We start from the raw sequence: 23,843 nt of genomic DNA on the forward strand, positions 1-23,843 counted from the left end.
CCAGACCCAACGATCACCCATGACTCACATAGCAATCCAACGATCTGCTCTGCTGGCGGTTGCCGGAGTTCTGACTGCGACAGCTGGTCTCGCTTTGATGCCAAGCCTGCGTCTATTGGCCCCAGCGGCTGCGGTAGAACTGGCCCAGCAGCCCACTTCCTTTGTGCAGCAGCCCCGGCTCATCGAGTCATCTACCACCCGCAACCTGGTGAGTCAGCTCAATGCCACCTACTATGTGACCCTAGACCTGCCTGCTGGCGCTGATGTCGGTCTTCAAACCGTACAGATTCGGCTGACTGAGGGCCGAGACCCCATTTTCCGCTTTCGCCCAGACGACACTCAGGTTTTTGAGGGCACCCGTTACGACCGGGGCACCGAGATTCCTGTCGGGGTGGTGACGCAGGATAGAGATGAAAATACGCTAACTGTTCAGCTTGACCCAGCCGTCTTGCCCGGTCGCACTGTAACGTTGGCCCTTCGCCCTGAGCGGAATCCCCGATTTGAAGGGATTTACCTGTTTGAAGTAACTGCCTTTCCGGCAGGAGAGCAGGTCCAGCCCAGATTTACCGGCTATGCCCGCCTGCACTTCTACCGCAACGATCGCGATCGCCGCCTGATCTAAGGCATTTCTCCTGAGATATCAATTGGCAGATCGTCTTCTAGCCCCAGGTGCGTCGTTTTGACCCAGCGCAGGCGCTTCTGCCTAACAGAAAGCCGCATAGCCATTGCTGAAATAACCAGCAGCCAGTGAAACATGTAGACAAAGCCGCGCAGGGTCTGCACCAGAGAAGGCCACATTGCCTGTTGCTGGGTACGCCGGATACCGGCAAACATGCCCAGCATCGACAGCGAGAAAGCCAGACTCGTCAGCGGAGCAAACACGGGCACACGGTTGCGGGCTAGGGCCAACAGCAGATCGGGCAGGGCGACCGTCGGTAGGCCGTACTGCATCAGCCAAAAGACGAATAGGTCAAAGGACTTGCTGGGGGTCATGCGGTTTTGGGCAATCAGTCGCCAGTAATCTAGGTAGCGCTGGTAGCCTCCCTCTGCCCAACGGTTGCGCTGGTGCCAGAGCGCCACAGCCTGGGTTACCCCTTCCTCTCGCACCGCTGGATGCAGGCAAAACTGGATGTCCCAACCATTGAGATGCAGGCGCATGGTCAGATCTAGGTCGTCGGTGATGGTCTCTTCGTTCCAGCCACCGCAGTGCTCAATCGCTTCTCGGCGGACAAACTGACCGTTACCCCTGAGTTCGCCAATGCCGCCAACCGCAATGCGCTGCTGCTGAAAATACGAGTCTAGGGCCATCTCAGCCTGCTGGCCGCGCGTCCAGAAGTTGGCCCCGGCATTGGCAATCGCCTTTCTTACCTGAACTGCGCCTACGCTCTCCTGAGCAAAATAGGGCACCACTCGCCGCAACAAATCAGCAGGAACCTGGGCATCCGCATCAAAGACGGCAATCAGATCGCCCTGTGTGTTAGGCCAGACCTCGTTCAAGGCTCCAGACTTGCCGCCGGTAGCCCCCGCAGGCCGCCTGACTACATGGAGTTGGGGATATTCTTGGGTTAGCCGATTCAAAACTTGGGGGGTGCGATCGCTACTGTTGTCGTCAATAATCCACAGGTCATAGCGACAGGTCGGGTAGTCCAGATTACACAGAGCATCCACTAGCTTAGTGATGACAGACTCTTCGTTCTTGGCGGCTACCAAAACCGAGACATAGGGCCAAGCGGCCCAGGTTTCCTTGTCGACAGTTGAAGTTTGAGAGGGAACAGTGACTGTTGAAGTAGGCTGAACCGACGGCATCAAAGCCGGCGCGGCACTAGGACGAGCAAACAGGAGTCTAACAGCATGGGTGCTGAGCACTAGGGTCATTCCCCAGACGAGCCAGCTTCCCCAAGACACCAAATGCAGCAGCAGTGTGCTGCCCCAGAGCATTGTCAGGGTAAAGGCTGCCTTACGACGACGTCCGGCATAACCAGGAAATTCATCGATATCAAACTCGTCAAAGTAGGCCGAGGGCTCAACAAAGTCAGACATGAAGGTTTCTTAGTTACTCCTGAAAGGTCAAGGCTGAAACACGGAGTGGGCGCAGCCACAGCAGGTACACTTTGTCAGCCTAAAGAATTCCCTAGCGAGCCACTGTTGTCAGCAGAGGAAGGGCGTAGATCAACGGCACAACGATAAAGATTACGCTGTCCTCTTCAACTTTTGGTCGTGAGTGGAATTCCTTATTCTAAGATGTTAGCGGTTTGCTACCCTCCATAGAGAGATCTGTTGCCCAACTCTGTCTGGAATTTGCTGCCGATTGAACTAGCTGACGTCAAATCTCCAAGATGAGGACTTGATTTGATAAAGAAAGGCTCTTTTTGGGGAAATCTCCTCATAAGTTCCCGTCTCACCTGGCTGGGAACCTTAGCATCTGGTCTTAATGACTTTCGAAGACGCACTCTGTAAAAACACTCATGGGTCTCAAATTCGAGGATATTCAACCGGCCTCTAAGCAAGACGTCAGCGTCTATGTACCCTATTATCAGGGCACTAAACGCAATGCTCTACCCTATGCCATTGGACTGTATAAACAAGGCAACTTGGAGGGTGAACGGCACATCGAGGAAGGTGACAGCATTCCCTTTGTCGCTACTTGGAATGTCTCTATGCTGCCAGCGGATCTGACCCGCTGTCGAATGCAGTTTGATGACGATGCCGATCTCAGCTACGAGATTACAATGGCAACGTTTGAATTTGTAGACTTTCTCTTTGACGTAGTCGCTTCTCTGCGGCACAAGCAACCGGCTGACTTTGCTAAGGGCTTTTACCGCAAGCTGCTGCGGCTAGATGACTAGAGATCAGAGCTTTTTTGCCTGAGCTAGCAGGTCTCAGCCTGAACCAGAGGGTGAGTGCCGAATCTGCAGGTGCGATCGCAAAGCCGCTCAGGTCAATCTCTAGCCAGATTTAACCCACTGGTCAAGGCGTTAGCCTGTTCAGGCTTAGTCGAAAACCCTCTGAGCAACCCCTGACAGATAGCTGATAAACATTTCCGATATCGCTCAGGTGGCACAATGGAAGGAGCTTATTCTTGACTCTAAGCGTGACTGAAGGAGTGTCAGAGTGCCCAGAACAGTAAAGCATTTGCTGATTGGATCAACCGAAGCTTACAGCGGCAAATCTGCAACTGTACTGGGTATTGCCTTTCAACTTCGGGCAAGCGGCTTTGACATTGCCTACGGCAAACCCATCGGCACTTGGCTAGATGAAGCCAACGGCCTGGGAGATCCCGACGTGGCCTTTATGGCCCAGACGCTTGCTCTGCCTCAAGAGCGCCTGCGTCCCCCGATCCTCTCGTTAACTGCAGATACAATTGCGGCTCAGCTCAATCAAAACGGTGAACAGAGCCACCTCCACACGCTCAGCCACTACGCCCAAGGACAGGGAGAAGATTTGCTGCTGCTAGAGGGGCCTGGCAACCTCGATGAAGGCGTGCTGTTTAACCTGTCACTTCCCCAAATCGCCGAAACGATCGATGCCCCAGTCTTGCTAGTTGCGCGCTTTCATTCAGCACTGGTTGTAGACGCCCTGTTATCGGCTAAGCAGCGCCTAGGCCAACGCCTGCTCGGAGTGCTGATCAACGACATTCCCACTGATCAAATTTCAGCAGTAGAAACTTCGGTGGTGCCTTATCTAGAGCGCCATGAGGTGCCAGTGCTAGCCTTAATACCCCGCACTCCCTTGATGCGGAGCATCAGCGTGCGAGAAATTGTGACCTGCTTAGAGGCAGAAGTTCTGTGTCGCGCGGATCGCCTAGATCTGATGGTAGAGAGCCTCAGCATTGGAGCAATGAACGTCAACTCCGCCTTGCGCTATTTCCGTAAAGGAACCAACATGGCGGTTGTAACCGGCGGCGATCGCACTGACATTCAGCTAGCTGCCCTAGAAACCTCGACTCAGTGCCTGGTATTGACCGGACATCTGCCGCCATCACCAGAAATTTTGGCGCGGGCCACTGATTTAGAGGTGCCTATTCTTTCTGTAGACTGCGACACCTTAACTACGGTCGAGCGCATTGATCAGCTATTTGGGCAGGTGCGCTTACATGAAACTGTCAAGGTTGAGTGCGTTAAGCAGCTAATGACAAACCATTTGGACCTAACTCGCCTGCTGAGTTTGCTCAATCTCAAACTGCCAGTTACGACTTCTCAGAGCTAACGCGAACGTCACAGGTCTGATACAATTGAGCCCGTCTCTTTTGCAGCGGTGTAGCCTTTGAGTCAGTCCATCGACGCGCCTTCTGAAGTTTCAAAAGTTGATGTCTTCCTGCAGGAACTGGCCGCCATTCAACAGCCAGGTTCTAAGCGGGTTGCTATTTTGGGTTCCCGTCACGTTCCGATCACTCATCAGCAGCTGATTGAGCTGTTGACCTATGCGCTGGTGTTGGGCGGTAACCGCATTCTTACCTCCGGAGCCACAGGGACCAACTCAGCAGCAATTCGGGGAGCAATGAAGGCTGACCCCAATCTGCTGACGGTCATTTTGCCCCAGAGCCTGTCGCGCCAGCCCCGCGAGTCGAGGGATCAGCTCGATCAGGTGACCCATCTGGTGGAAAATGGCGCTAACGATAACATGTCTCTGGCAGAGGCCAGCGCCATTTGCAACCAGGAGATAATTTCTCGTTGCCAGCAGCTCATCTGCTTTGCCTTTCACGACAGCCACACGCTGCTGCGCACCTGCCAAGATGCAGAAGATCAGCGTAAGATTGTGACGCTATTTTATTTTGACTAATGATGACACCGTCTGGCTTTTTGCTGGTTTCCATCGTCATCGGCTCAGTCTTGATCTACCTGCCTTTTCTGGTCGTAGGCTATGCCAGATTTCAGGTGGGTTACGATACCTCTGCTCCCAGGGCAGTGTTCGACAAGCTGCCGCCCTATGCTAAAAGGGCTACCTGGGCGCATCAAAATAGCTTTGAAGCCTTTACACTGTTTGCTCCAGCGGCTTTGATGGCCTACGTAACCGGGCAGTCTTCGCAAGTGGCTGTGGGCGCAGCTATTGTCTATCTAATTGGCCGCACGCTCTATTCTGTGTTCTACATTTTGGATGTGCCGCTGTTGCGATCGCTCATGTTTGGCCTCGGCAGTTTAGGAACCTTTACGCTGTTTGTCGTCAGCTGCCGTTCTGTCCTAATGTAGTAACCTGCTGGACTCTCTAACGAAACTCTGCATGGCTTCTTCTACTTATTCTTTTGACATTGTCAGCGACTTTGACCGGCAGGAGTTAGTCAACGCGTTGGACCAGACCCGCCGGGACGTATCAAGTCGCTACGACCTGAAAGACACTAAAACAACGCTGGATTTAGGCGACGAAGCGATCACCATTGAAACCGCTAGCGAAATGACTTTAGATGCGGTGAAAGACGTGCTGCAGCAAAAGGCGGCCAAGCGCGATCTCTCGCTCAAGATTTTTGAATACGGCTCAATCGAATCGGCCAGCGGTAATCGGATTCGCACCGAAGTTAAGCTCAAAAAGGGCCTCAGCCAGGAGCTTGCCAAGCAAATCTCAAAGCTGATCCGCGACAACCTGAAGAAGGTGCAAGCATCGATTCAGGGCGATTCAGTACGGATTTCGGCCAAGTCTAAAGACGACCTGCAGGAGGCCATCCAGCTAGTGAAGCAGGAAGACTGGCCGGTCGCCCTCCAGTTTACGAACTACCGCTAGAGGGACTGCTACACTTAACTCGATCGCGGCTCGATCGTGCCGATCGCCCCAAGAGACGTCAAGTAAATGCTCTCTTGGGGAAATGTTTTTAACGCACCCTCACCAATTTTGACTGGAATCCAGCTCGAACTTTTTCCAGAGCCCTCTGGGCAATCCACAAACATAAGGGGTCGCATTGCGAACAGAGTCAGGCTGGAGGATCAGTCTTTCCATGAGTGGTATCGGTTCATTTTGTCCTTTCCGCCTCACTTAGTGCGGCAGTATTTCCATCGCTTTGAGTTGGGCCCAGATCAGACAGTTCTAGATCCGTTTTGCGGTACTGGCACAACCGTTGTTGAGGCCAAGCTCAATCGCATTTCAGGCATTGGAATCGAGGCCAATCCAGTGGCTCACTTCGCCAGCTATACCAAAACAAACTGGTCAATAGATCCCGACAATTTAGTTAAGCAGGCTCAGTCAATTGCTCAAGCAGTAACCGAGCACAAAGAGTTTTACGAGCCACCAGCGCTGCGCACGTTGCCCGACACAGCCGTTAAGCTGCTGCCCGCCAACGCCATCAGCCCCCTACCGCTGCACAAGGCTTTGGTGCTGCTGGAGCAGATTAATGCCTCGCTAGAGGGCACCCTGGCAGATCACGCCCGATTAGCCTTTGCCAAAGCCATTGTTCTCTCGTGCAGCAATCTACGGTTTCGGCCAGAAGTCGGCATTCGACCCCAAAAAAGAGAAGATGCCCCGGTTGTCGAAAGCTGGCTAGACGAGATTTACACCATGGCTGAGGACTTGACTTACGTCAAGACAGCCTCGGGTCCGGCCGCCAGAATTCATTTAGGCGATGCTAGGAATTTACGCCAGCATTTAGAGCCTCAGTCCATTGACTGCGTGTTTACCTCGCCCCCCTATCCCAACGAGAAGGACTACACCCGAGCCACTCGTCTAGAGTCAGTGCTGCTGGGCTTTATTCAGTCTAAGGAGGATCTGAGGTATCTCAAGGAGAGACTGCTGCGGTCAAATACCCGCAATGTTTACCGAGACGACGATGACGACCAGTGGGTCAAGCAGCACCCAAAAATTCAGGAGATTGCCTCAAACATTGAAAATCGCCGGCTGGAGTTGGGCAAAACCTCAGGTTTTGAGAAAAAGTATGGGCGGGTCACCCAGCTGTATTTTGGGGGAATGGCTCGCCATTTTCTGGCCCTTCAGCCTTTTCTCAAGCCAGGGGCCTGGCTGGGGTATGTGGTAGGCGATCAGGCCTCTTTTTTTCAGGTGCTTATTCCCACAGGGCAGATTTTGGCCGAAATTGCGGCCTCTGTGGGATACGAAGTTGTTAGTCTAGACCTGTTTCGCACCCGATTGGCCTCGGTAACCCAGCAACAGATGCGGGAGGAAGTCGTGGTCCTGCGCTGGCCCGGCTGATCCCTAGCCTTGCTGATGGGCCTTGCTGCTGCCTGGGCACTCTGAGGCTGAAGCTAAGTTTTTGGGTGCGATGCTATCAAGGGTTTGGAGCGCGGCGCTAATCGGCATTGATGCCGTTAAAGTCGGTGTGGAGGTAGACCTCTCGGGCGGGTTGCCGGGCGTGGTCGTAGTAGGACTGCCTGATACGGCAGTGCAGGAGTCGCGGGAACGAGTCAAGGCGGCCTTGAAAAACGCCGGATACCCCTTCCCCATGCGCAAGGTGGTGATCAACCTGACCCCAGCCGACCTGCGGAAGGAGGGGCCTATTTTTGACCTGCCCATCAGCGTGGGCATCTTGGCCGCCTCGGAACAGGTCAACAGTGACTTTTTGAACGATCTGTTGTTTTTAGGCGAAGTTTCGCTGGATGGCTCACTGCGGCCCGTCGCGGGAGTACTGCCTATTGCCGCTGCCGCTCAAGGACTGGGCATTCGCGGGCTGGTGGTGCCAGCCGATAACGGACGCGAGGCTGCCGTTGTCCCAGGGCTGACGGTGTATGCCTTTAAGCACCTCTCGGAGGTGGCAGATTTTTTGAACAATCCGGAGCAGCATTTGCCGGTGCAGATCGATGGACTAGCGGAGCTGGTGCGATCGCAAACCCCCACCCTAGACCTGCGCGATGTCAAGGGCCAAACCCAGGCTCGTCGGGCACTAGAAATTGCTGCTGCTGGGGGGCACAATCTGGTCTTTGTCGGTCCACCCGGCAGCGGCAAAACCATGCTGGCTCGCCGTTTGCCCTCCATCCTGCCGCCCCTCACCTTTGAAGAGGCCTTGGAAGTCACCCAGATTCATTCTGTCGCCGGGCTGTTAAAGGACAAGGGATCTCTGGTCAGCACTCGCCCGTTTCGCAGCCCCCATCATTCTGCCTCTGGCCCCTCCCTAGTGGGCGGCGGCAGCTTTCCCAGGCCGGGGGAAATCTCTCTGGCTCACAGAGGGATCCTTTTTCTAGACGAACTGACAGAGTTTAAACGCGATGTCCTCGAATTTCTGCGTCAGCCGTTGGAAGACGGTTACGTCACCATTTCACGCACCCGCCAGTCCGTTGTCTTTCCCTCACAGTTCACCCTAATTGCCAGCACCAACCCCTGCCCCTGTGGCTACTATGGCGACTCTGTCCAGCCCTGCACCTGCACCCCCCGCAGCCGGGAGCAATACTGGGCCAGACTATCAGGCCCACTGATGGACCGGATCGATTTGCAGGTAGTCGTCAGTCGTCTCAAACCGGAAGAAATGACAGGGCATACACCCGGCGAAGATTCTTCAGCAGTGATACAGCGGGTCGAAACGGCTCGAAAGCAGGCTTACCAGCGCTTCAAGGCCGAATCGGGCTTACAGTGCAACGCCGACATGCAGAGCCGCCACCTAAAGCAGTGGTGCCCTTTAGACGACGCCTGCCGAACTTTGCTGGAAGGGGCTGTGCGAAAGCTGGGCCTGTCTGCCAGAGCCACCGATCGCATTCTCAAAGTCGCTAGAACCATCGCTGATTTGGCCGAGGCCGACAGCCTACAGACGCACCATGTAGCAGAAGCGATTCAATACCGCACCATCGACCGTATGCAGTAGGAACACAAGAACAGACGTAACGAACAGACGCAATAGGCGATTTAAGTTAACGCTGCTACCCGGCTGCCGCAGGGCTAGCAACCTGGTCAGTAATGAATCCAGCAGCCGTACACTCTTCGATAATTTGTAGAACAAACGGCCATAGCTCAGGCGCACCGACTTCAACTGGGGCCATGCGCTGCATCACCTGTTCACGGGTAATGCCGTGCTGCTTCCAGGTACCGCCAGCGGTGCGCTGGTTGTGCAGCAGCGGCTGAATCCGATCTAGAGCAGCCGCAAACCGGGCGGTGGGGGTTGTCTGCTCCTCAAACTCTTGCCACAGGCAGCGAATTTCTAGCTGTTGGTCGGGGGGCAAGAGGCCAAACAGGCGATCGGCAGCGGCCTGCTCTCGTTCGGCCTTATTCAAATTAGCGGCAGCATCGTAACAAAAGGTGTCCCCTGCATCAATCTCAACTAGATCGTGAATCAGCAGTTGTTTAATCGCCTGCGTGATCTCTACTTTGGGGGGCGCGTATTCTGCCAGGGTCAGTGCCATCAGCGCCAGATGCCAGGAATGTTCGGCGCTGTTTTCCTGACGCGATCCGTCCATCAGCAAGGTTTGCCGAAGAATAGTTTTAAGCCGATCAATTTCGCAGATAAAGTCAATCTGCTGTCGTAGCCGCTGGTTCATAGGTAGCGCTTGTGCTGTGACTGCAACCCCAGTTGTAACTTGAATTGTGGTGCTGGGCGGGTCTTGTGGGAGATTTGGGTGCAGCAGAGTCTTTTGCTGCACCTGCCTCTACAGAGCAAATAATGTTATGATGTAATGGACTCGGACCCATGCGGTCGCAACGCCCAAATCATGTCAGGACCGGAAGGTAGCAGCATTACGGGATGCTTGTGACAGGCGTGGTCTCCGGGTCTTTTGGTTTTTAGGAAGTCCTTGGGGTGAATCTACCACTTCTCTGGACGGTTTTTGCAGGTGGCAGTCGATTAAGTTTCTCCCTATCCTGGGAAGATGTACGGGATAGGTTAGGAGCCTGGGAATATGGCTGGTTTTGGTGACCTGGTCCAAAAAGCATTTTATCTGGGGGTAGGCGTTGCTTCTTACGCGGGTGAGAAGGTAGGCGTTACTCTAAAAGACGTTCGAGTACAGGCTCAAAAGCTGGTAGATGAGCTGGTGGCTCGCGGCGAGATTACTGCCGAAGAGGCCCAGCGCTTGGTCAACGAAATGGTCAGTCGGGCGCAGCAGGATGAAGGGGTAGCTACTAGCGGTACAGCCAGTGAGCCTCGGCGAATTGAAATTTTAGATGATGCTGACGGAGGTGACTTGTCACCCGAAGAGCAGCAGGCGGAAGAGCTGCGGCGTCAGGTGGCTAACCTGCGGCAGGAGCTAGAGCAGTTAAGGCGGGAGTCCTAGTTCAGATTACAGGCAGGGGTCAACCAATGGATGAGTGGTCTAAGCAGTTTTTCCGGTCTCTAGGGACAGCTTCCCAGGATGCTGAGCAGTGGCTTCAGCAGGTCGCACAGCACTTAGCAGAAGCCTCAGATTCTTTTGTACAGGCGACTGACGAGTGGAGCGATCAGGTTCAGCAGGCGATTGAGCCTGAACTAGAGCGCATCATCGACAACATTGGCCGCCAAGTGGAGCCTTGGGAAGAAGCCGTAGGATCTCAGGTAGAGGACGTGGCCGACCGCCTAGAGCAGGTGCTTGATCCGCTGCTGACACCCTTTGTGTCTGGCATTGGCCTGCTGGTCGAAACGATCACAGCTCCAATCAACAGTACGGTTGAGCCGATGCTCCAGAACCATCCTGTTTGTGTGGGCTGCCGCAACTATTGCGGGCGAGCCTACGGTGACAACATGCTGGTTTGTGCCATGCATCCCTACGGCCCAGAGGCAGAAACCTGTGAGGACTGGGAATCGATCTGGCCGAATTACGACAGCAATGGGTAAAAGTGGCCGACTGGCCCTTGCCCGCTGCCGAGGCTTAAGGCGTGGTGCAGCGCCTGGGTGACATAATGCTTGGCGCGTTCCACGGCCTCTAGCCCAGTAAAGCCTAGGGCCAGGTTAGCTGCGATCGCAGCCGAAAGCGTACAGCCAGTGCCATGGGTGTTGATAGTTTCAACTGTTTCTGTTTTGAGGATGATGGGCTGCTGTCCATCAAACCAGACATCGACGCCTCGCAGATCTCCAGCCATGCCGCCGCCTTTGACTAGGACGGCTTTTGACCCCTGCTGGTAAATTGCCTGAGCTGCTGCCTGCATATCTTCTAAGGTATGAATCTCGAAGCCGCTCAGAATTTGGGCTTCGTAGCGATTGGGTGTAAGCACCGTAGCCAAGGGGACGAGCGACTGACGCAGGGTTGCGATCGCATCATCATCGATTAGCTGAGCCCCACTCCGGGAAACCATTACCGGATCGACTACCAGCTGGTGAATCTTTAAGGCTTGCAGGGCATCCGCCACGGCAGCCATGATGGGCTGGTTAAGCAGCATGCCAGTCTTGGCTGCGCCAACGCCAATATCTTCAACAACGGCCTGGATCTGAGCCGTCACCGCTTCGGGCGGCAACGCATCAACCCGATTAACGCCTAGGGTATTTTGAGCAGTCACACAGGTGAGCGCACTAGTACCATGCACTCGATGAAACGAGAAGGTGCGTAAATCGGCCTGTATACCTGCGCCGCCGCCGCTGTCTGAGCCAGCAATTGTCAGGGCAACAGGAACAGCTTCAATCCCAGCCATACCTAACATCAGATCCTATTCAATGCCCATGCTATAGCAGCAGGGTGAAACGTTTCCACCATAAACTAAGCCGAGATCAGATCTCGACCAAAGCAAGCTATGGAGCACCTACAGAGCCAACCTGTTAGGGTTGGAGGTGCGATCGCAACCGTGCGCGATCCTAGCGATTGTTAGGGCGGCGACGCTGTAGAAACTCCGGAATATCCAGTCCACCTGGCCCAGTAGTAGCAGCATTTCCGCTCGGTTGAGAAGCAGCAGGAGGTGGCGTACTAAAGGTTCGCTTAAAAGGCGTTACCCGAGAGGCCTCAGTCTCTACCTGGACAGCAGCCTGAGTATTAAACCCAGTCGCAATCACCGTGATCCGCACCTCTCCCTGCATCCGATCATCAATGACAGCACCAAAGATGATATTAGCGTTGGGATCGACTGCTTCATAGATAATTTCAGCCGCTGCATTGACCTCATGCAGAGTCAGGTCGCTACCGCCAGTGACATTAAAGACGGCTCCAGAAGCGCCATCAATCGAAGCTTCAAGGAGGGGAGAAGAGATCGCCGCAATGGCCGCTTCCCGAGCTCTAGACTTGCCAGAGCCAACGCCAATTCCCATCAACGCTGTGCCAGCATCAGCCATGACTGCCCGTACATCGGCAAAGTCAACATTGACCAGGCCAGGAATTGTAATGATGTCAGAGATGCCCTGAACCCCCTGGCGCAGAATATCATCAGCCACTCGAAAAGCTTCTTGCACTGGAGTCTGCTCGGAGATAACCGACAAGAGTTTGTCGTTAGGGATGATGATTAACGTATCAACCCGCCCCTGCAGAGCTGCAATACCCTCCTCCGCTTGGGCCATTCGACGACGACCTTCAAACGTAAAGGGGCGAGTTACCACCCCTACAGTCAGAGCCCCCACTTCCTTAGCGACCTCGGCCACAATAGGAGCAGCCCCAGTTCCAGTACCACCGCCCATGCCAGCCGTGATAAAGACCAGATCCGACGCCTCTAAGGCCTGAGCCAGCTCATCTCGGGATTCTTCAGCAGCTTTTTGGCCAATCGCCGGGTTGCCACCTGCCCCAAGCCCTCGGGTCAGCTTCTGCCCAATTTGTAGGGAATTATTGGTTGTAGCAATGTGGAGTGCTTGAGCGTCTGTGTTAACTGACCAAAACTCAATGCCCGACAAGCCGCTACTGATCATGCGGTTGACAGCGTTGCAGCCACCCCCACCAACCCCAATTACCTTGATTCTGGCAATACTGCTGGGAAAGATGTCTCCATTGTTAGCCATTTCTGCTGACATGACTCTGGCATCGCTGGATTGATTATGGGCAAACCCTGAGTGGGTAAAAGGGTTGGAATGAGAAACAGAGTTAGTCATAGGGTCTGCCGACGGAAAACCATCTGGCTGATTGACTGGAAAATCGTGATTGTAAAAGCTGTTTAATTGGCCATCGGGTGGCATGGATACGTCGGACATAGACACCGGGGGTTAAAGAAGATACAACTTAGCTCCAACTTGCCAAGCTCAGGCCGATTTTAGACAACTATAGAGTACTTCGGTTGAAAAACCAAACCACTGAATAATTTCAGAAAATCTCTCAGCATTAAAGTGTAAGCCAGCAAAGGCGGAACCTTTTGTCTGTGAAAGACAGTCTAACTCTGGAAAATATCCAGTAGAAGCTAGATTTTAAGAAATAAGGCTATTTTTCAGCGTTTCTTTAGCTAGGGAGCGCTGACTCCAGTTCGGGTAGCTTGCAGTACCTGAATTGAGGGCAGATCTGGATTGCTCAAATCGATAAAAGCAAGTTGCTTGCGGTCAAACTGTTTAGTTAGATCCCGCATTTGGTCTAGAGTAGACAGTTTCTCCTTAAAACGATCTGGAAAGGAACCGACGTGAACCATCCCTAGGTCGGTGTGCAGAATAAGATTGGCCGGGTCTTGCCAGTCTAATTCCGAAATAGTAATAGGGCTCTGAATTACTGCCTGGTAGATTTCAGGCCAGTAAGGTCGATACTGCTCCTGCATGCCCCGGACTTTTAGCTCAGGAAGCGAGAGAACTTCTCCCTGAAACGTAAAGCTGGACTGCGGCATCCAGACACCATCTGCGTCCAATAGACCGACTTGAATGTAACTCCCCTCACCTCTAGAGGCATCTGCCGGGGGTAGGGCAACCGCTACGGGAACCCGCTCCTGCACCTGCACCTGCAGTTGGGGAGGGAAAAGCTGGCGGGTAACGGTAGCTTGAGTAATAGGTGCTCTGGACTGGAGCTGCTGAGCTAGAGTTGCAGGCTCAACCTTGAGCAGCGGTTTTGGATATTCGATGGGGATCAGTGACTGAATGGCCTGATCTGAGAGCAAGTGATTACCTTTCACTTCAATTTGATCAGCACTTTTGATCAGCCAGATCGGCCGGGTTGCCCCCCAAAAAAGGCCAGCAGTCAGGCCAGTCATTGCCAAGATCTGCCACGAGCCTTGTAGTAGGTGGATTCGTCGCTGCCGCCGGAGGGATTGTCTACGTTCTCTCAGCTCATTGGGAGAAACAGAGGAGACATGGGTCATAGCTGCTGAATTACGTTGAGAAAGACCATTCTCACTGCCTTGAGGGGCTAGTCATAAATTAGTTTGATGCCGATTGTAGCGCTTGCACCTCTCGGCGCAAATAATTCAACCACTGAATAGTCAAAGAGAGATCGGTGAAAGGAATTTCTTGAGAGACATTATCCCTCAGGGTCAACACAAGGGCACTGCGACGGGCCTTTTCAGGCGGGTGTTCCGGATCTACGGTCTGCCCATCAGCCTTTAGGGTGAGCTGACTGACTTCCGATAGGGATAGGGTCTTTAGGTCAACCGGGCCTTTGCGAGTTGGAATGCCCCAGGTTAGCCGCGTACCAGACTGCCCTAGAACGGCAAAAATATCATATTTTGCTCGCTCAAACTGCTGCGCCCAGACCTTGTACGCTTCAACTTTTTGATACTCATTCCGGCCTGCCCAGGCTAGTCCGATAAAAACGGCCAGCAGCGGCAGCCAGAGCAGCCCACGTTCCATATGTTGCTCCTGCAATTGGTGCCTATTGATTGTATCTGCAGATCTGAAGAGGGTTGAGAAGGCTTAGCGTTTAAGCAATCGCAGCCGATCTGAAGTGAGAAAAAAGGCGGAAGGCAGCCTTTGGGGGGATGCCTTTTTTGTCACAGGTTAGGCGAACTAAATTTCACGATAAAGCGTTTGTAAATTCTTGCAACAAAGGATAACAGGGCTTTAGGGCGACATGGATAAAGTATGGCTAAGGCTCTTCAAGGGAGCGGACCAGTTCCTATAAGTGCTGGCTTCCCCTTCAATGGATTGGGCTTTGCCTTTGCTTCATTTTTGTTCTGAGGAGGCGGTATTTTGAACTTTTTCCCCGTGCTGGCACTATTTGCCGATACATCTGCCTGGAGCCCCAAAGTGGGAGCTGTGATGATCATTGCCAACATTTTGGCGATCGTAATTGGCCGGCTCACCATTAAGTACCCTAATGTTGGGCCGCAACTGCCCGCGCCTCAATTCTTTGGAGGGCTGAGCCTGCCGGCATTGCTGGCAACTACAAGCTTTGGGCATCTCATCGGCGCAGGCGCAATTTTGGGCCTGAGCAACATGGGTATTCTCTAGACTCTCTAAAAAGCCTGCTATTGGCAAAAGGGGGAGTGCAGTGGTCTTTTAGCCACCGCACTCCCCCTTTAACTTTGGAGATTTCTAGGCGAAAATTAGCGAGTCGTGGACGGTAGAGGTTGGGCAGGTTGGGCGGGTTCAGAACTTGCTGCCGCTGCTGAGGCCGAATCACCCTGACGAACCTGGGCCGCCGAAACCCCTTCAGTTTGAGAGCCAAATCGCCAGAGAACGGCAGCAGCCTCAGCCTCGGTTACCCCTCTATCGGGCTGGAACAAAGTGGTATAGCCAAAGGCGCGACGGATGTTGGAAAACTCACCGTTCTGATAATCTGCCGCGACTGCCCGCAAGGCCAAGGGCTCGATTTTGCCTGTGTCTTGAAACCCCCAGCTTTCGGTGACAGCTTCTACGGACGTGGTTGGAAGGCCCTGTCGGGTATCAAGCGGCACTTTCCAGAGAATCAAGTCTTTGCGGGTGAGGGCATCTTCAGGCCGAAAGTTGACCGCAGTGGAGTTGCCAGTCAGGGCGCTGGGAATCAGTCCGGCTTCGGCCAGACCCTGAATCGCAGCAAAGTCGGGGTGGGAGGTCGGTACGTCTTTGAAGGCGGCAGTGGCGCTGGCAACGCCCGCTCGAATTCTTCTATCGGGCTGATCTGCATAGAACCGATTGTTGGCTGCTAACAGCCAATAGGCATAGTCGCTGCGCGTGATCACCTGATTGGGGCTAAAGTCCTGCTCGCTCTGGGCTTCACCTTCAGGGGTAGGGGATTTGCTGAGCAAACCCAGCGCTAATAAGTCAGTAACGTACTGGCGCAGTTCTTCAGGAACTTCGGCCAGCGCTGCAGGGGTAGCGCTACTGTCAGGAAGGGCATCAACTTCTGCTGCAGAGTCTGGCTGGCCGGGTTCGGTCGGGCTATCGACACCCCTAGCAGGTGTAGCCGCCATCCCTACCTCGTCTCCAGCACTGGGGCTACCGCTATCTGTTTGAGTGCCAAAGGGAGGGTTATCAGCCAGTTGGGGATCGGCCTCAAAAGACCGCTCCAGGGAGTTGCCCAGGGAGCTACCAGCACAGCTCGTAACGAACAGGCTAAAACCTAGCAGGCAGGCAGTCAAAAGGGAGCGAGAAGGAGTCACAGGGCTTAAACGCAAGAACGCTGCAAGAATTTACCTACGATCCTACGCTAGCGTAGATGCCCCTAGACTGGGGATAACCGCCCCTAGAGACCCTTTGCTTTGGTGACCGGCATGACAGCCCTGCCTCTGATTATTGACTGTGATCCCGGTGTGGACGATGCGATCGCACTCCTTCTAGCCTTGGCCTCTCCAGAAGCCCTCAACCTGCTAGGCATCACCACGGTTGCTGGAAACGTGCCGCTGTCGCTAACCCAGCAAAATGCCCTCAAGATCTGTGAACTGGCCGGACGCCCAGAGGTTCCCATCTTTGCCGGATGCCCCCGGCCCCTGCTGCGGCCCCTGCTGACGGCAGAGCACGTCCACGGCACCACTGGGTTAGAAGGCGTGACCTTTCCCAACCCCAGCATGTCGCTCCAGTCACAGCATGGCGTGGCATTTCTAATGGAGCGGCTGACTCAGACCGAGCGGCCCATCACCCTGGCTACCCTAGGACCACTGACCAATATTGCGGTAGCGCTGATCCAGGAGCCTGCGATCGCAAATCAGATTGAGCGCATCGTAGTCATGGGCGGCGCAATCACCCAGGGCAACGTCACGCCAGCCGCCGAGTTCAATATTTATGTTGATCCCCACGCCGCTCAGGTCGTGTTTGAAGCGGGGCTAAACCTAACGCTGATCAGCCTGGATGTGACCCATCAGGTGCTGACAACCCCGGAACGATTAGAGCGGATTCGCGCTATCAATACCCCCGTGAGTGCAGCCGCTGCTGACTTATTGGCCTATTACGGCACAGCCGATGCCGAGCGCTATGGCCTCCCCGGTGCACCGCTCCACGATCCTTGCGTCATTGCTTATTTGCTCGCTCCCCATCTCTTCTCAGGGCGAGCTTTAAGAGTTGATATTGAAGTTAACAGTCCGCTGACTTTGGGACAAACGCTCGTTGACTGCTGGCAATCCACAGCCCAACCGCCCAACGCCCAGGTGATTGAGCAGGTAGATGCTGATGGACTCTATGGTCTCTTAATAAATCAGCTAGCAAAACTATAAAGGCGAACAGGCTCCGAAAAATCCGGTTGATAGAATAAAGGCACTTTACCGGGTTGGCGGATGAGCTACACCACCGAACAGCTCCTCGAAATTCTCGACCAGGAACTCCGGGCCAACTGGAAAGGAGAGCGAGTGCTGCTATCCTCCAGCCAGCGGCTTGATCATCCCGCTATCGCTAAGGCCCTAGGCCCGGAAAAGCTCAGTAAAGTCTTTGCCATTCAAGATTTCCGGGCCCAGATCCACCAATACCAGCAGGAGCACGGGGTGTCGGGTCTGGTCTGGCACACCTGCCGCTTTCGCGAGCGCTCCATCCGCTTTCCCGAGCTGCACCCCCAGCTAGCCGCTATTCCCCAAGACAAAGTCACCTTGATAGCAGCCAAAACCTCGGTCCTCAGCTTCTGGCGAGAATCGATGGTCGGCATGCGGCTGTGGATAGCCGGAACACCGCCGTGCCCAACCACCATAGAACACGTAGAAACGCTCATTTCCCAGGCAGAATGGGCCGAGATCGATGCGACCCGGACGGAACTCTACCTGAGCCTTTGCTGGGGCGATCCCAAGGAGTGCCGTAACGATTGGGCCAGACCTGAATCTGGCTGTGAGCGGATCATTGCGGCCCCATCGCAGCCCAGCGGAATCAAGGTATAGTTGAGGATCGAACGGGGCCAGGTACAGGAGACTGAGTTATGGCGATTGCTGTAGGTGTGATTGAGACGCAGACCTTTCCAGCGGTGCTAGCAGCAGCTGATGCAATGGTGAAAGCGGCCCGCGTCACTTTAGTGAAGTACGACCGATCCGAGAGTGGCCGCCAGTTTGTCGCGGTGCGCGGCCTAGTCGCCGAGGTTAAACGGGCTATGGAAGCGGGCCTAGCTGCCGCCGATGCCTGTCCCGGTGCAGCCGAGGTCACAACCCACATCATCATCCCCAACCCTGAGGAGAACATTGAAGCCGTGCTGCCTATCGAGTTCACGCCACAGTCAGAGCCTTTTTGGGTCTGAGCAGCACTGCTAAAGCATTACTAAGTCTGACGAACCTTAAAGAATTGCGGGAAGGCCACTAATAACGCTGGGATTGTCTTCTTTCGGTGCCTAAGCCTCGTACAATTGAGGTTGGATTTTTTTGAACTGACAGGATTTTCTGAGGAGATCGGCAATGCCACAGGCAGTCGGGTCACTTGAGACGAGAGGGTTTCCACCAGTTTTAGCCGCCGCTGACGCGATGGTAAAGGCAGGGCGGGTTACGCTCGTCGGCTATTTGCGGGCCGGCAGCGCCCGGTTTTGCGTCAACATTCGGGGGGATGTGTCGGAGGTTAAAGCCGCTATGGCAGCAGGCGTAGAAGCGGCTGAAAACACGCCAGGCGGCATTCTAGAAACCTGGGTTATCATTCCTCGCCCCCATGAAAACGTGGTGGCCATTTTGCCGATTGAGTTTAATGATGATGTTGAGGTTTATCGTCAGGCCGTAGAGCAGCCCATCTTACCGGGCAGCGGTCCTCGTTAAGCTAAGCAACCTTTTCTTTCTAACTTTTCAAAACGCACCAAAAGCGCCCCATGGGGCGCTTTTGGTCCTTTAGCCAAATTAAAAGGAGCACAGCGCCCTTAGCTAGCGATGATTGCATTCAGTTCGCGGACAGCCAGAATCAGGCCTCCGCTGGTAGTCACCATCAAGGTTTCATCGCCGCTTTGCGCTAGCTTAGCTGCGATCGCAATCGCCTCTGCCGCCCCTGTCACCTGCCGAAAAACGCTGTAGTAACGACCGTTGTGGCTAATCCCGTCGACAACCTGGCTGAGATCGGGCACCTTTAAGCTGCAGCGAGTGTAGCTACTAGCGTCGCTCAAGATTAAGCAGGGAGAAGGGCCAAAAGCAGGCTTGAGAGAGTGGCGCGGGTCTTTGGCTGGCGGTGCATACTGGGCTTGAGGCTCATTAACCCAAATGCCGTAGCCCCGCCGAGTGAGCGTCATAACAATCTCGTCGTCGCGCTTGCCTAGGCGAGTTGCGATCGCAATCGCCCGCTGAGCCTCAGGAATAGCGCGAAAAAAGCTGTAAAACCGGCCATCTAAGGCCACGGCCGAGATCCGCTGAGGCATATCAGGCACCCGAACGTGGCAAGGGATATAGGCCGCTCGCTCCATCAAGAACTTGCAGTAGATAGCGTGGGCAGGAGTAAAGCCAGGGCGATGTGAAGCAGCAGCGCTTGTGTACACGGCAGAGTTCTCTTATCAAGGATTTGCAGCAAGAACAGAGCCTAGGCCATCTGCTCAAGCTTTTTTTTCTGCTGCTAGAATGCCCAATTTCAAAGGGCTGCCAACGGTTTCAAAAAGATCTTCTGCAGCTTCACCGCCCAATTCTGCCGCTGTTGTTTCAGCTTAATTCCCAGATCAAATCCCTTTCTTTAAAGGCAGAAGACAGAATAGCCTTGTCTCCCCCATCGCCCCACCCGTCCCATCACCTTTACCGCCCCACCCTCACCGCCCCACCCATCCACCCAATTCCTGATACCCTGGAAGATCGGACGTTACACACCTGCCCCATGACTGTTGCTGCAAGCCCTTCTCTGACCACCGTTTTTCCTTTGACAGCGGTGATTGAACAGGAAGCGATTAAGCTGGCGCTGCTGCTGGCCGCTGTGGATCCGGGCTTAGGTGGTGTAGTCATCGCCGGACGCCGAGGAACAGCCAAATCAGTGATGGCGCGGGCCTTGCATCAGCTCTTGCCGCCCATTGAAGTGATTAAAGGCTCCTGTTGTAATGCTGATCCCACCGATCCCTGCCAGTGGGACGATGAAACGCTACAGCGATTGGGCGCAGAGCTGCGCGACGTAGCTGACTTACCCACCCAGGTGATTGCTGCTCCTTTTGTGCAGATTCCACTGGGAGTCACTGAGGATCGGCTGCTGGGCTCGGTAGATGTAGCTAAGTCCATCAAAGCTGGGGAGACTATTTTTCAGCCAGGGCTGCTGGCCGAAGCTAATCGGGGCGTGCTCTACATCGACGAAATTAACCTGCTAGATGAGCAGATCGCCAATCTGCTGCTGGGCACGCTTTCGGAAAAACGCAACCAGATTGAGCGCGAAGGCATTAGCTTTCAGCATCCCTGCGAGCCGCTGCTAATTGCTACCTACAACCCAGAAGAGGGGGTGCTGCGAGAACATTTGCTCGATAGGATTGCGATCGCACTCTCCGCCGACGCCCTGCTGAGCCTAGAAAACCGAGTCGAGGTAGTAGAGCAGGTCAATCGCTTTACTCGCGATCCCCAAGCTTTTCTAGCCGAGTATGCCGAAGAACTCGATGCCCTCAAGACCCAGATCATCCTGGCGCGGGAGTGGCTAAAGGATGTTCGCATCACCCGAGAGCAGGTTCAGTACCTGGTGACAGAAGCGCTGCGAGGCGGCGTCCAGGGGCACCGGGCAGAGCTGTTTGCTGTGCGGGTCGCCAAAGCCCACGCCGCTCTCGACGGGCGGGCAACGGTGACAGCAGAAGATCTGCGAGCGGCAGTAGAGCTGGTGATTATCCCTCGCTCGCTGACCCAACAACCCCCTTCAGAAGAACCGCCGCCACCCCCACCACCGCCGCCACCCCAAAATCAGGACGAGTCTGAGGAACCTCAGGACGAGCCCGAGGAACCCGAGGACAACTCAGAAGACGAGCCCGAGCCGGAGGAGGAGCAGGAAGAGACTCCCCCTTCAGTACCAGAGGAGTTTATTTTTGACCCAGAAGGCGTCATTCTCGATCCGGCGATGCTGATGTTTGCCCAGGCCATGAGCCGTCAGGGCAAGTCGGGTAGCCAAAGCCTGGTGATATCAGAAGATCGAGGCCGCTACATCAAGCCGGTACTGCCCCAAGGCCCAGTGCGGCGCATTGCTGTAGACGCAACGCTGCGGGCCGCCGCCCCCTACCAAAAAGCCCGCCGAGAGCGCTATCCCAACCGCAAGGTCGTGGTCGAAGAAGCCGACATTCGGGCTAAGCGGCTGGCTCGCAAGGCTGGCTCGCTGATCATCTTTGTGGTCGATGCCTCCGGGTCGATGGCGCTGAACCGAATGCAGTCTGCCAAAGGAGCGGTGATGCAGCTGCTGACCGAAGCTTACCAAAGCCGGGATGAAGTCTCGCTGATCCCCTTTCGAGGAGAGCAAGCCGAAGTGCTGCTGCCGCCGACGCGCTCCATTGCTATGGCCCGTCGTCGATTAGAGCGTCTGCCCTGCGGCGGCGGCTCACCGCTCGCCCACGGATTGACCCAAGCGGTGCGCGTAGGCACCAACGCTCAGCAGTCGGGCGATATTGGCAATGTAATTATTGTGGCCATTACCGATGGCCGGGGTAACGTGCCGCTGGCCCGCTCCTTGGGCGAGCCGCTAGAACCCGACGAAAAGCCGGATATTAAGCGGGAGCTGCTAGACATTGCTGGCCGCATTCGGGCAATGGGCTACCAGCTGGTGATTATCGACACCGAGCGCAAGTTTGTCTCGACCGGTTTTGGCAAAGAACTGGCCAAAACGGCAGGGGGAAAATACTATCAATTGCCCAAGGCCACCGATCAAACGATTGCCGCGATGACGCGGGGTGCGATCGCAGATATGAAGGCCCGGTAAAGGTTTTCCGCTTTGGGAGTCTTTTATGGCGAGTTAAGGTCGTTAAAAGGGCAACCTTATATCGGAAAGCAGCCCTGGGGATGTTTTTCCAACTCTGCACCTAGTGGCCTCTCAACCCGCTCCCATGGAGAACCGAGTCCTTTCGTCAAACCCCCGTCATCGCATTTTGGCGGCGATCATGATGACCGATGCCGTGGGTTTTAGTGCCCGCATGTCGGTTGACGAGGAATCGACGCTGCGGCTGATTGACCGAGATCTAAAGCTAATTGGAGAACTGTGCGAAGCCTTTGAAGGCACCCTATTGAAATCGACCGGAGATGGCCTGCTGGTCTACTTTGTCAGCGCCGTTCAGGCCGTCTCCTGTGCCCTGGAGATTCAGCAGCGGCTGGCGGATCTCAATCAAGACCAAACTGGTGTTCCAGGGTTAATGCACCGCATCGGCATTCACCTGGGAGACATCCTGGTAAATGAGTCGGATGTCATGGGCAATGGCGTAAACATTACAGCGCGACTCCAGACCTACGCCAAACCAGGCGGCCTGTGCATTTCTCAGACGATTCACGATGTGGTCAAAGCCCGGCTGCAGCTCAATGCTGCCTTCCTCGGTCCGCTGAAGCTTAAGAACATTCAAGAGCCGGTGCCAGCCTATCAGGTTGACCCGCTGCCAGAAAATGAAGATGCTGAGGGGCATACTTCCCTGACGGACGCTACCCATCCAATAGTGGTGACGCCGGAGGCAACGCTGGCAACAGCAATTGCCGGGCTCCAGAGCAACACCCACTACCCGCGCATTAAGAAGCTGATCTTTGCGGCCTGCCAGCAGGCTTGGGAAAACGACACGGCGGTGCTGGATCAGTTTGAGCTAAAGGCCCTACTAGAAACATTGAGACAGCGGTATCCGACGCTGGCAGCCCTGAAAGCTCAGCTAAACCGGATTGTGGCTGGCCTCAACCGTCGGGCCTTCTACGAAGCGGTGGCCGCTACTGTCTTGATGCAGATAGAACCGTGGTACCGCCAGACCATGGAGTTGACCCAAATGCTGGGTGAAGTGACAGCTCTGGGGCTGGCCCCATCTGCTCCCCAGCCCTACGAAGCCATTGCCGTGACGCTGGAAACCCTGTCCGATGCTCTGCGGGTGCGCAAGCTGCTCTACTGCATTTGCCACAACATTTGGGAAAACGATCGCAGCATTCTGGAAAACTACAGCCTTGAGCAGCTAGTCCGGCAAACCCATACCGTTTCCCCCACAGCTCAGGACTTAAAATATCAGCTGAGCCGAATTGTTAAGCGGCTCAACCGCAAAGCCGAATATACCCGGCTAGCCAACGCCATTATTGAACAATTCCAAAGGCTGTATGCTTCGGAGCCGGAGTTGACCCAGATATCGGCCCCGGTAGATAGAGAAGCGGTTGAGGTGAACAGCGAGGTTACCTCAATTGAGCAGTTTCCGGCGGCAGTTCAAGATATGACCACGCTGCACACGGCTCTCTCGGTGCCGATTATCTCAGCTGGGGAGGTACGGCCTATCCCGGTGATGCCAGTGGGGCTGCTTGACCGTCGTAATCTATTTGGCCTGCGGCAGGAAATTATGCGGTATGCCAACCCCCTGCGCGCTAAGGTGCTGCTACACTCCTGCCTACACGGGCCTTTTAGCTTTAGCCGTCAAGACTGGTCAGCGCTCAAGAGCCAGACCCTAGATCAACTGCTGCAGGAAACCTTCGACTACTGCCCCACCTTTGCTGACCTGGAAAGCAAGCTGACCATTCTGTCTCACTGTCTAGATAATGCTGGAGAGAATGTGGCGGTAGCCGGTGCGATCGCACGCGCTATGAAAGCCTACTACCCTCCCGATCCACCCTGCAGCGGCACTAACCAGCCCCCGGCAGTGGGTAGTCAATCAGAGGCTGTTGCTCCACCCAGCGCCACGCTGCCTCCCCCTCCTAATCAGATCCAAACTGCGCTTTCCCTGCCGAGAGCAGGATAACAG

General features: G+C 54.8%; 25 protein-coding genes and 1 other RNA gene. 18 read left to right on the top strand and 8 right to left on the bottom strand.

Annotation, left to right across the window (positions count from 1 at the left end; translation table 11 throughout):
- Positions 1–19: 19 nt before the first annotated feature.
- A complete protein-coding gene (locus tag H6G13_RS21075) occupies positions 20–622 on the top strand; it encodes a DUF2808 domain-containing protein (protein WP_190486500.1) in 603 nt (200 codons plus the stop codon).
- On the opposite strand, the gene H6G13_RS21080 is transcribed toward H6G13_RS21075, so the two are convergent.
- Complete coding sequence (locus tag H6G13_RS21080; protein WP_190486502.1) at positions 619–2,040, bottom strand: glycosyltransferase family 2 protein; 1,422 nt, start codon at positions 2,038–2,040, stop codon at positions 619–621. The two genes, H6G13_RS21075 and H6G13_RS21080, sit on opposite strands and share 4 nt — an antisense overlap.
- 425 nt (positions 2,041–2,465) lie before the next feature.
- Here H6G13_RS21080 and ebsA point away from each other — a divergent pair, with 425 nt between their 5' ends.
- From ebsA to H6G13_RS21115, 7 genes are all read left to right on the top strand, one after another.
- On the top strand, positions 2,466–2,846 hold the full coding sequence (gene ebsA, locus H6G13_RS21085) for a type IV pilus biogenesis protein EbsA (protein WP_190486504.1): 381 nt from the start codon (positions 2,466–2,468) through the stop codon (positions 2,844–2,846).
- Positions 2,847–3,111: 265 nt separating this feature from the next.
- Positions 3,112–4,206 carry a DRTGG domain-containing protein gene (locus H6G13_RS21090; RefSeq protein WP_190486506.1) on the top strand — a complete coding sequence of 365 codons (1,095 nt, stop codon included), beginning with the start codon at positions 3,112–3,114 and terminating at the stop codon, positions 4,204–4,206.
- Positions 4,207–4,263: 57 nt separating this feature from the next.
- Positions 4,264–4,779, top strand: a complete 516-nt coding sequence (locus tag H6G13_RS21095; protein WP_190486507.1) for a DNA recombination-mediator protein A — start codon at positions 4,264–4,266, stop codon at positions 4,777–4,779.
- Positions 4,779–5,186 (top strand): MAPEG family protein, encoded by a 408-nt coding sequence (locus H6G13_RS21100; RefSeq protein WP_190486509.1) that lies wholly within the window; start codon positions 4,779–4,781, stop codon positions 5,184–5,186. Before H6G13_RS21095 ends, H6G13_RS21100 begins: the two co-directional genes overlap by 1 nt.
- 31 nt (positions 5,187–5,217) lie before the next feature.
- A complete protein-coding gene (locus H6G13_RS21105; RefSeq protein WP_190486511.1) occupies positions 5,218–5,712 on the top strand; it encodes a YajQ family cyclic di-GMP-binding protein in 495 nt (164 codons plus the stop codon).
- 231 nt (positions 5,713–5,943) lie between these two features.
- Positions 5,944–7,125 (top strand): DNA methyltransferase, encoded by a 1,182-nt coding sequence (locus H6G13_RS21110; RefSeq protein WP_242028449.1) that lies wholly within the window; start codon positions 5,944–5,946, stop codon positions 7,123–7,125.
- Between the two features lie 70 nt (positions 7,126–7,195).
- Complete coding sequence (locus H6G13_RS21115) at positions 7,196–8,725, top strand: YifB family Mg chelatase-like AAA ATPase (protein ID WP_190486994.1); 1,530 nt, start codon at positions 7,196–7,198, stop codon at positions 8,723–8,725.
- A gap of 55 nt (positions 8,726–8,780) precedes the next feature.
- Here H6G13_RS21115 and H6G13_RS21120 read toward each other — a convergent pair whose 3' ends face one another.
- Positions 8,781–9,395 (bottom strand): HD domain-containing protein, encoded by a 615-nt coding sequence (locus tag H6G13_RS21120; RefSeq protein ID WP_190486996.1) that lies wholly within the window; start codon positions 9,393–9,395, stop codon positions 8,781–8,783.
- 138 nt (positions 9,396–9,533) lie between these two features.
- Between H6G13_RS21120 and ffs the strand changes: the two genes are divergently transcribed.
- From ffs to H6G13_RS21135, 3 genes are all read left to right on the top strand, one after another.
- Positions 9,534–9,630, top strand: an RNA gene (ffs, locus tag H6G13_RS21125) — signal recognition particle sRNA small type.
- 122 nt (positions 9,631–9,752) lie between these two features.
- The gene (locus tag H6G13_RS21130) at positions 9,753–10,124 is read left to right on the top strand and encodes a hypothetical protein (RefSeq protein ID WP_190486515.1); all 372 of its coding nucleotides are present in this window, start codon (positions 9,753–9,755) and stop codon (positions 10,122–10,124) included.
- Positions 10,125–10,150: 26 nt separating this feature from the next.
- On the top strand, positions 10,151–10,660 hold the full coding sequence (locus H6G13_RS21135; RefSeq protein WP_190486517.1) for a hypothetical protein: 510 nt from the start codon (positions 10,151–10,153) through the stop codon (positions 10,658–10,660).
- On the opposite strand, the gene thiD is transcribed toward H6G13_RS21135, so the two are convergent.
- From thiD to H6G13_RS21155, 4 genes are all read right to left on the bottom strand, one after another.
- Entirely contained in the window at positions 10,642–11,451 is an 810-nt protein-coding gene (thiD, locus tag H6G13_RS21140; RefSeq protein ID WP_190486519.1) for a bifunctional hydroxymethylpyrimidine kinase/phosphomethylpyrimidine kinase, read from the bottom strand. The genes H6G13_RS21135 and thiD overlap by 19 nt on opposite strands.
- A gap of 160 nt (positions 11,452–11,611) precedes the next feature.
- The gene (gene ftsZ / locus H6G13_RS21145) at positions 11,612–12,826 is read right to left on the bottom strand and encodes a cell division protein FtsZ (RefSeq protein ID WP_190486999.1); all 1,215 of its coding nucleotides are present in this window, start codon (positions 12,824–12,826) and stop codon (positions 11,612–11,614) included.
- Positions 12,827–13,170: 344 nt separating this feature from the next.
- The gene (locus H6G13_RS21150; protein WP_190486521.1) at positions 13,171–14,007 is read right to left on the bottom strand and encodes an FtsQ-type POTRA domain-containing protein; all 837 of its coding nucleotides are present in this window, start codon (positions 14,005–14,007) and stop codon (positions 13,171–13,173) included.
- 58 nt (positions 14,008–14,065) lie between these two features.
- Positions 14,066–14,494, bottom strand: a complete 429-nt coding sequence (locus H6G13_RS21155; protein WP_190486522.1) for a hypothetical protein — start codon at positions 14,492–14,494, stop codon at positions 14,066–14,068.
- A gap of 339 nt (positions 14,495–14,833) precedes the next feature.
- On the opposite strand from H6G13_RS21155, the gene psaK reads away from it, so the two are divergent.
- Complete coding sequence (gene psaK / locus H6G13_RS21160) at positions 14,834–15,094, top strand: photosystem I reaction center subunit PsaK (protein ID WP_190486524.1); 261 nt, start codon at positions 14,834–14,836, stop codon at positions 15,092–15,094.
- Between the two features lie 95 nt (positions 15,095–15,189).
- Here psaK and H6G13_RS21165 read toward each other — a convergent pair whose 3' ends face one another.
- On the bottom strand, positions 15,190–16,224 hold the full coding sequence (locus tag H6G13_RS21165; protein WP_347277510.1) for an S-layer homology domain-containing protein: 1,035 nt from the start codon (positions 16,222–16,224) through the stop codon (positions 15,190–15,192).
- Between the two features lie 111 nt (positions 16,225–16,335).
- Here H6G13_RS21165 and H6G13_RS21170 point away from each other — a divergent pair, with 111 nt between their 5' ends.
- The 4 genes from H6G13_RS21170 to H6G13_RS21185 all read left to right on the top strand — a co-directional run bounded on the left by H6G13_RS21170 (position 16,336) and on the right by H6G13_RS21185 (position 18,771).
- On the top strand, positions 16,336–17,271 hold the full coding sequence (locus H6G13_RS21170; RefSeq protein ID WP_190486526.1) for a nucleoside hydrolase: 936 nt from the start codon (positions 16,336–16,338) through the stop codon (positions 17,269–17,271).
- Positions 17,272–17,331: 60 nt separating this feature from the next.
- A complete protein-coding gene (locus H6G13_RS21175) occupies positions 17,332–17,919 on the top strand; it encodes a hypothetical protein (RefSeq protein WP_190486528.1) in 588 nt (195 codons plus the stop codon).
- A 38-nt stretch (positions 17,920–17,957) separates the two neighbouring features.
- On the top strand, positions 17,958–18,269 hold the full coding sequence (locus H6G13_RS21180) for a BMC domain-containing protein (RefSeq protein WP_190486529.1): 312 nt from the start codon (positions 17,958–17,960) through the stop codon (positions 18,267–18,269).
- Between the two features lie 154 nt (positions 18,270–18,423).
- Complete coding sequence (locus tag H6G13_RS21185) at positions 18,424–18,771, top strand: carbon dioxide-concentrating mechanism protein CcmK (protein ID WP_190486531.1); 348 nt, start codon at positions 18,424–18,426, stop codon at positions 18,769–18,771.
- A gap of 98 nt (positions 18,772–18,869) precedes the next feature.
- On the opposite strand, the gene H6G13_RS21190 is transcribed toward H6G13_RS21185, so the two are convergent.
- Positions 18,870–19,475, bottom strand: coding sequence for a hypothetical protein (locus H6G13_RS21190; RefSeq protein ID WP_190486533.1), 606 nt, complete (start codon positions 19,473–19,475; stop codon positions 18,870–18,872).
- A 326-nt stretch (positions 19,476–19,801) separates the two neighbouring features.
- On the opposite strand from H6G13_RS21190, the gene bchD reads away from it, so the two are divergent.
- Together bchD and H6G13_RS21200 are read left to right on the top strand one after the other, a co-directional pair.
- Positions 19,802–21,856: a magnesium chelatase ATPase subunit D gene (gene bchD, locus H6G13_RS21195; protein ID WP_190486534.1), complete on the top strand. Its 2,055-nt coding sequence runs from the start codon at positions 19,802–19,804 to the stop codon at positions 21,854–21,856.
- Positions 21,857–21,980: 124 nt separating this feature from the next.
- A complete protein-coding gene (locus H6G13_RS21200; RefSeq protein WP_190486535.1) occupies positions 21,981–23,840 on the top strand; it encodes an adenylate/guanylate cyclase domain-containing protein in 1,860 nt (619 codons plus the stop codon).
- Positions 23,841–23,843 lie beyond the last annotated feature (3 nt).

Origin of the sequence: Pseudanabaena sp. FACHB-2040 (assembly GCF_014696715.1) — a bacterium.
Lineage (GTDB): Bacteria > Cyanobacteriota > Cyanobacteriia > Phormidesmidales > Phormidesmidaceae > JACVSF01.

Bases quoted from the DNA above. Each gene is read 5' to 3' on its own strand.
- H6G13_RS21080 (WP_190486502.1), bottom strand. From the start codon at position 2,040: ATGTCTGACTTTGTTGAGCCCTCGGCCTACTTTGACGAGTTTGATATC.
- H6G13_RS21185 (WP_190486531.1), top strand. From the start codon at position 18,424: ATGCCACAGGCAGTCGGGTCACTTGAGACGAGAGGGTTTCCACCAGTT.
- H6G13_RS21155 (WP_190486522.1), bottom strand. From the start codon at position 14,494: ATGGAACGTGGGCTGCTCTGGCTGCCGCTGCTGGCCGTTTTTATCGGA.
- H6G13_RS21115 (WP_190486994.1), top strand. From the start codon at position 7,196: ATGCTATCAAGGGTTTGGAGCGCGGCGCTAATCGGCATTGATGCCGTT.
- H6G13_RS21130 (WP_190486515.1), top strand. From the start codon at position 9,753: ATGGCTGGTTTTGGTGACCTGGTCCAAAAAGCATTTTATCTGGGGGTA.
- bchD (WP_190486534.1), top strand. From the start codon at position 19,802: ATGACTGTTGCTGCAAGCCCTTCTCTGACCACCGTTTTTCCTTTGACA.
- H6G13_RS21135 (WP_190486517.1), top strand. From the start codon at position 10,151: ATGGATGAGTGGTCTAAGCAGTTTTTCCGGTCTCTAGGGACAGCTTCC.
- H6G13_RS21075 (WP_190486500.1), top strand. From the start codon at position 20: ATGACTCACATAGCAATCCAACGATCTGCTCTGCTGGCGGTTGCCGGA.
- H6G13_RS21170 (WP_190486526.1), top strand. From the start codon at position 16,336: ATGACAGCCCTGCCTCTGATTATTGACTGTGATCCCGGTGTGGACGAT.
- H6G13_RS21180 (WP_190486529.1), top strand. From the start codon at position 17,958: ATGGCGATTGCTGTAGGTGTGATTGAGACGCAGACCTTTCCAGCGGTG.
- H6G13_RS21100 (WP_190486509.1), top strand. From the start codon at position 4,779: ATGATGACACCGTCTGGCTTTTTGCTGGTTTCCATCGTCATCGGCTCA.
- ebsA (WP_190486504.1), top strand. From the start codon at position 2,466: ATGGGTCTCAAATTCGAGGATATTCAACCGGCCTCTAAGCAAGACGTC.
- H6G13_RS21105 (WP_190486511.1), top strand. From the start codon at position 5,218: ATGGCTTCTTCTACTTATTCTTTTGACATTGTCAGCGACTTTGACCGG.
- H6G13_RS21175 (WP_190486528.1), top strand. From the start codon at position 17,332: ATGAGCTACACCACCGAACAGCTCCTCGAAATTCTCGACCAGGAACTC.
- thiD (WP_190486519.1), bottom strand. From the start codon at position 11,451: ATGGCTGGGATTGAAGCTGTTCCTGTTGCCCTGACAATTGCTGGCTCA.
- H6G13_RS21120 (WP_190486996.1), bottom strand. From the start codon at position 9,395: ATGAACCAGCGGCTACGACAGCAGATTGACTTTATCTGCGAAATTGAT.
- H6G13_RS21150 (WP_190486521.1), bottom strand. From the start codon at position 14,007: ATGACCCATGTCTCCTCTGTTTCTCCCAATGAGCTGAGAGAACGTAGA.
- H6G13_RS21200 (WP_190486535.1), top strand. From the start codon at position 21,981: ATGGAGAACCGAGTCCTTTCGTCAAACCCCCGTCATCGCATTTTGGCG.
- ftsZ (WP_190486999.1), bottom strand. From the start codon at position 12,826: ATGACTAACTCTGTTTCTCATTCCAACCCTTTTACCCACTCAGGGTTT.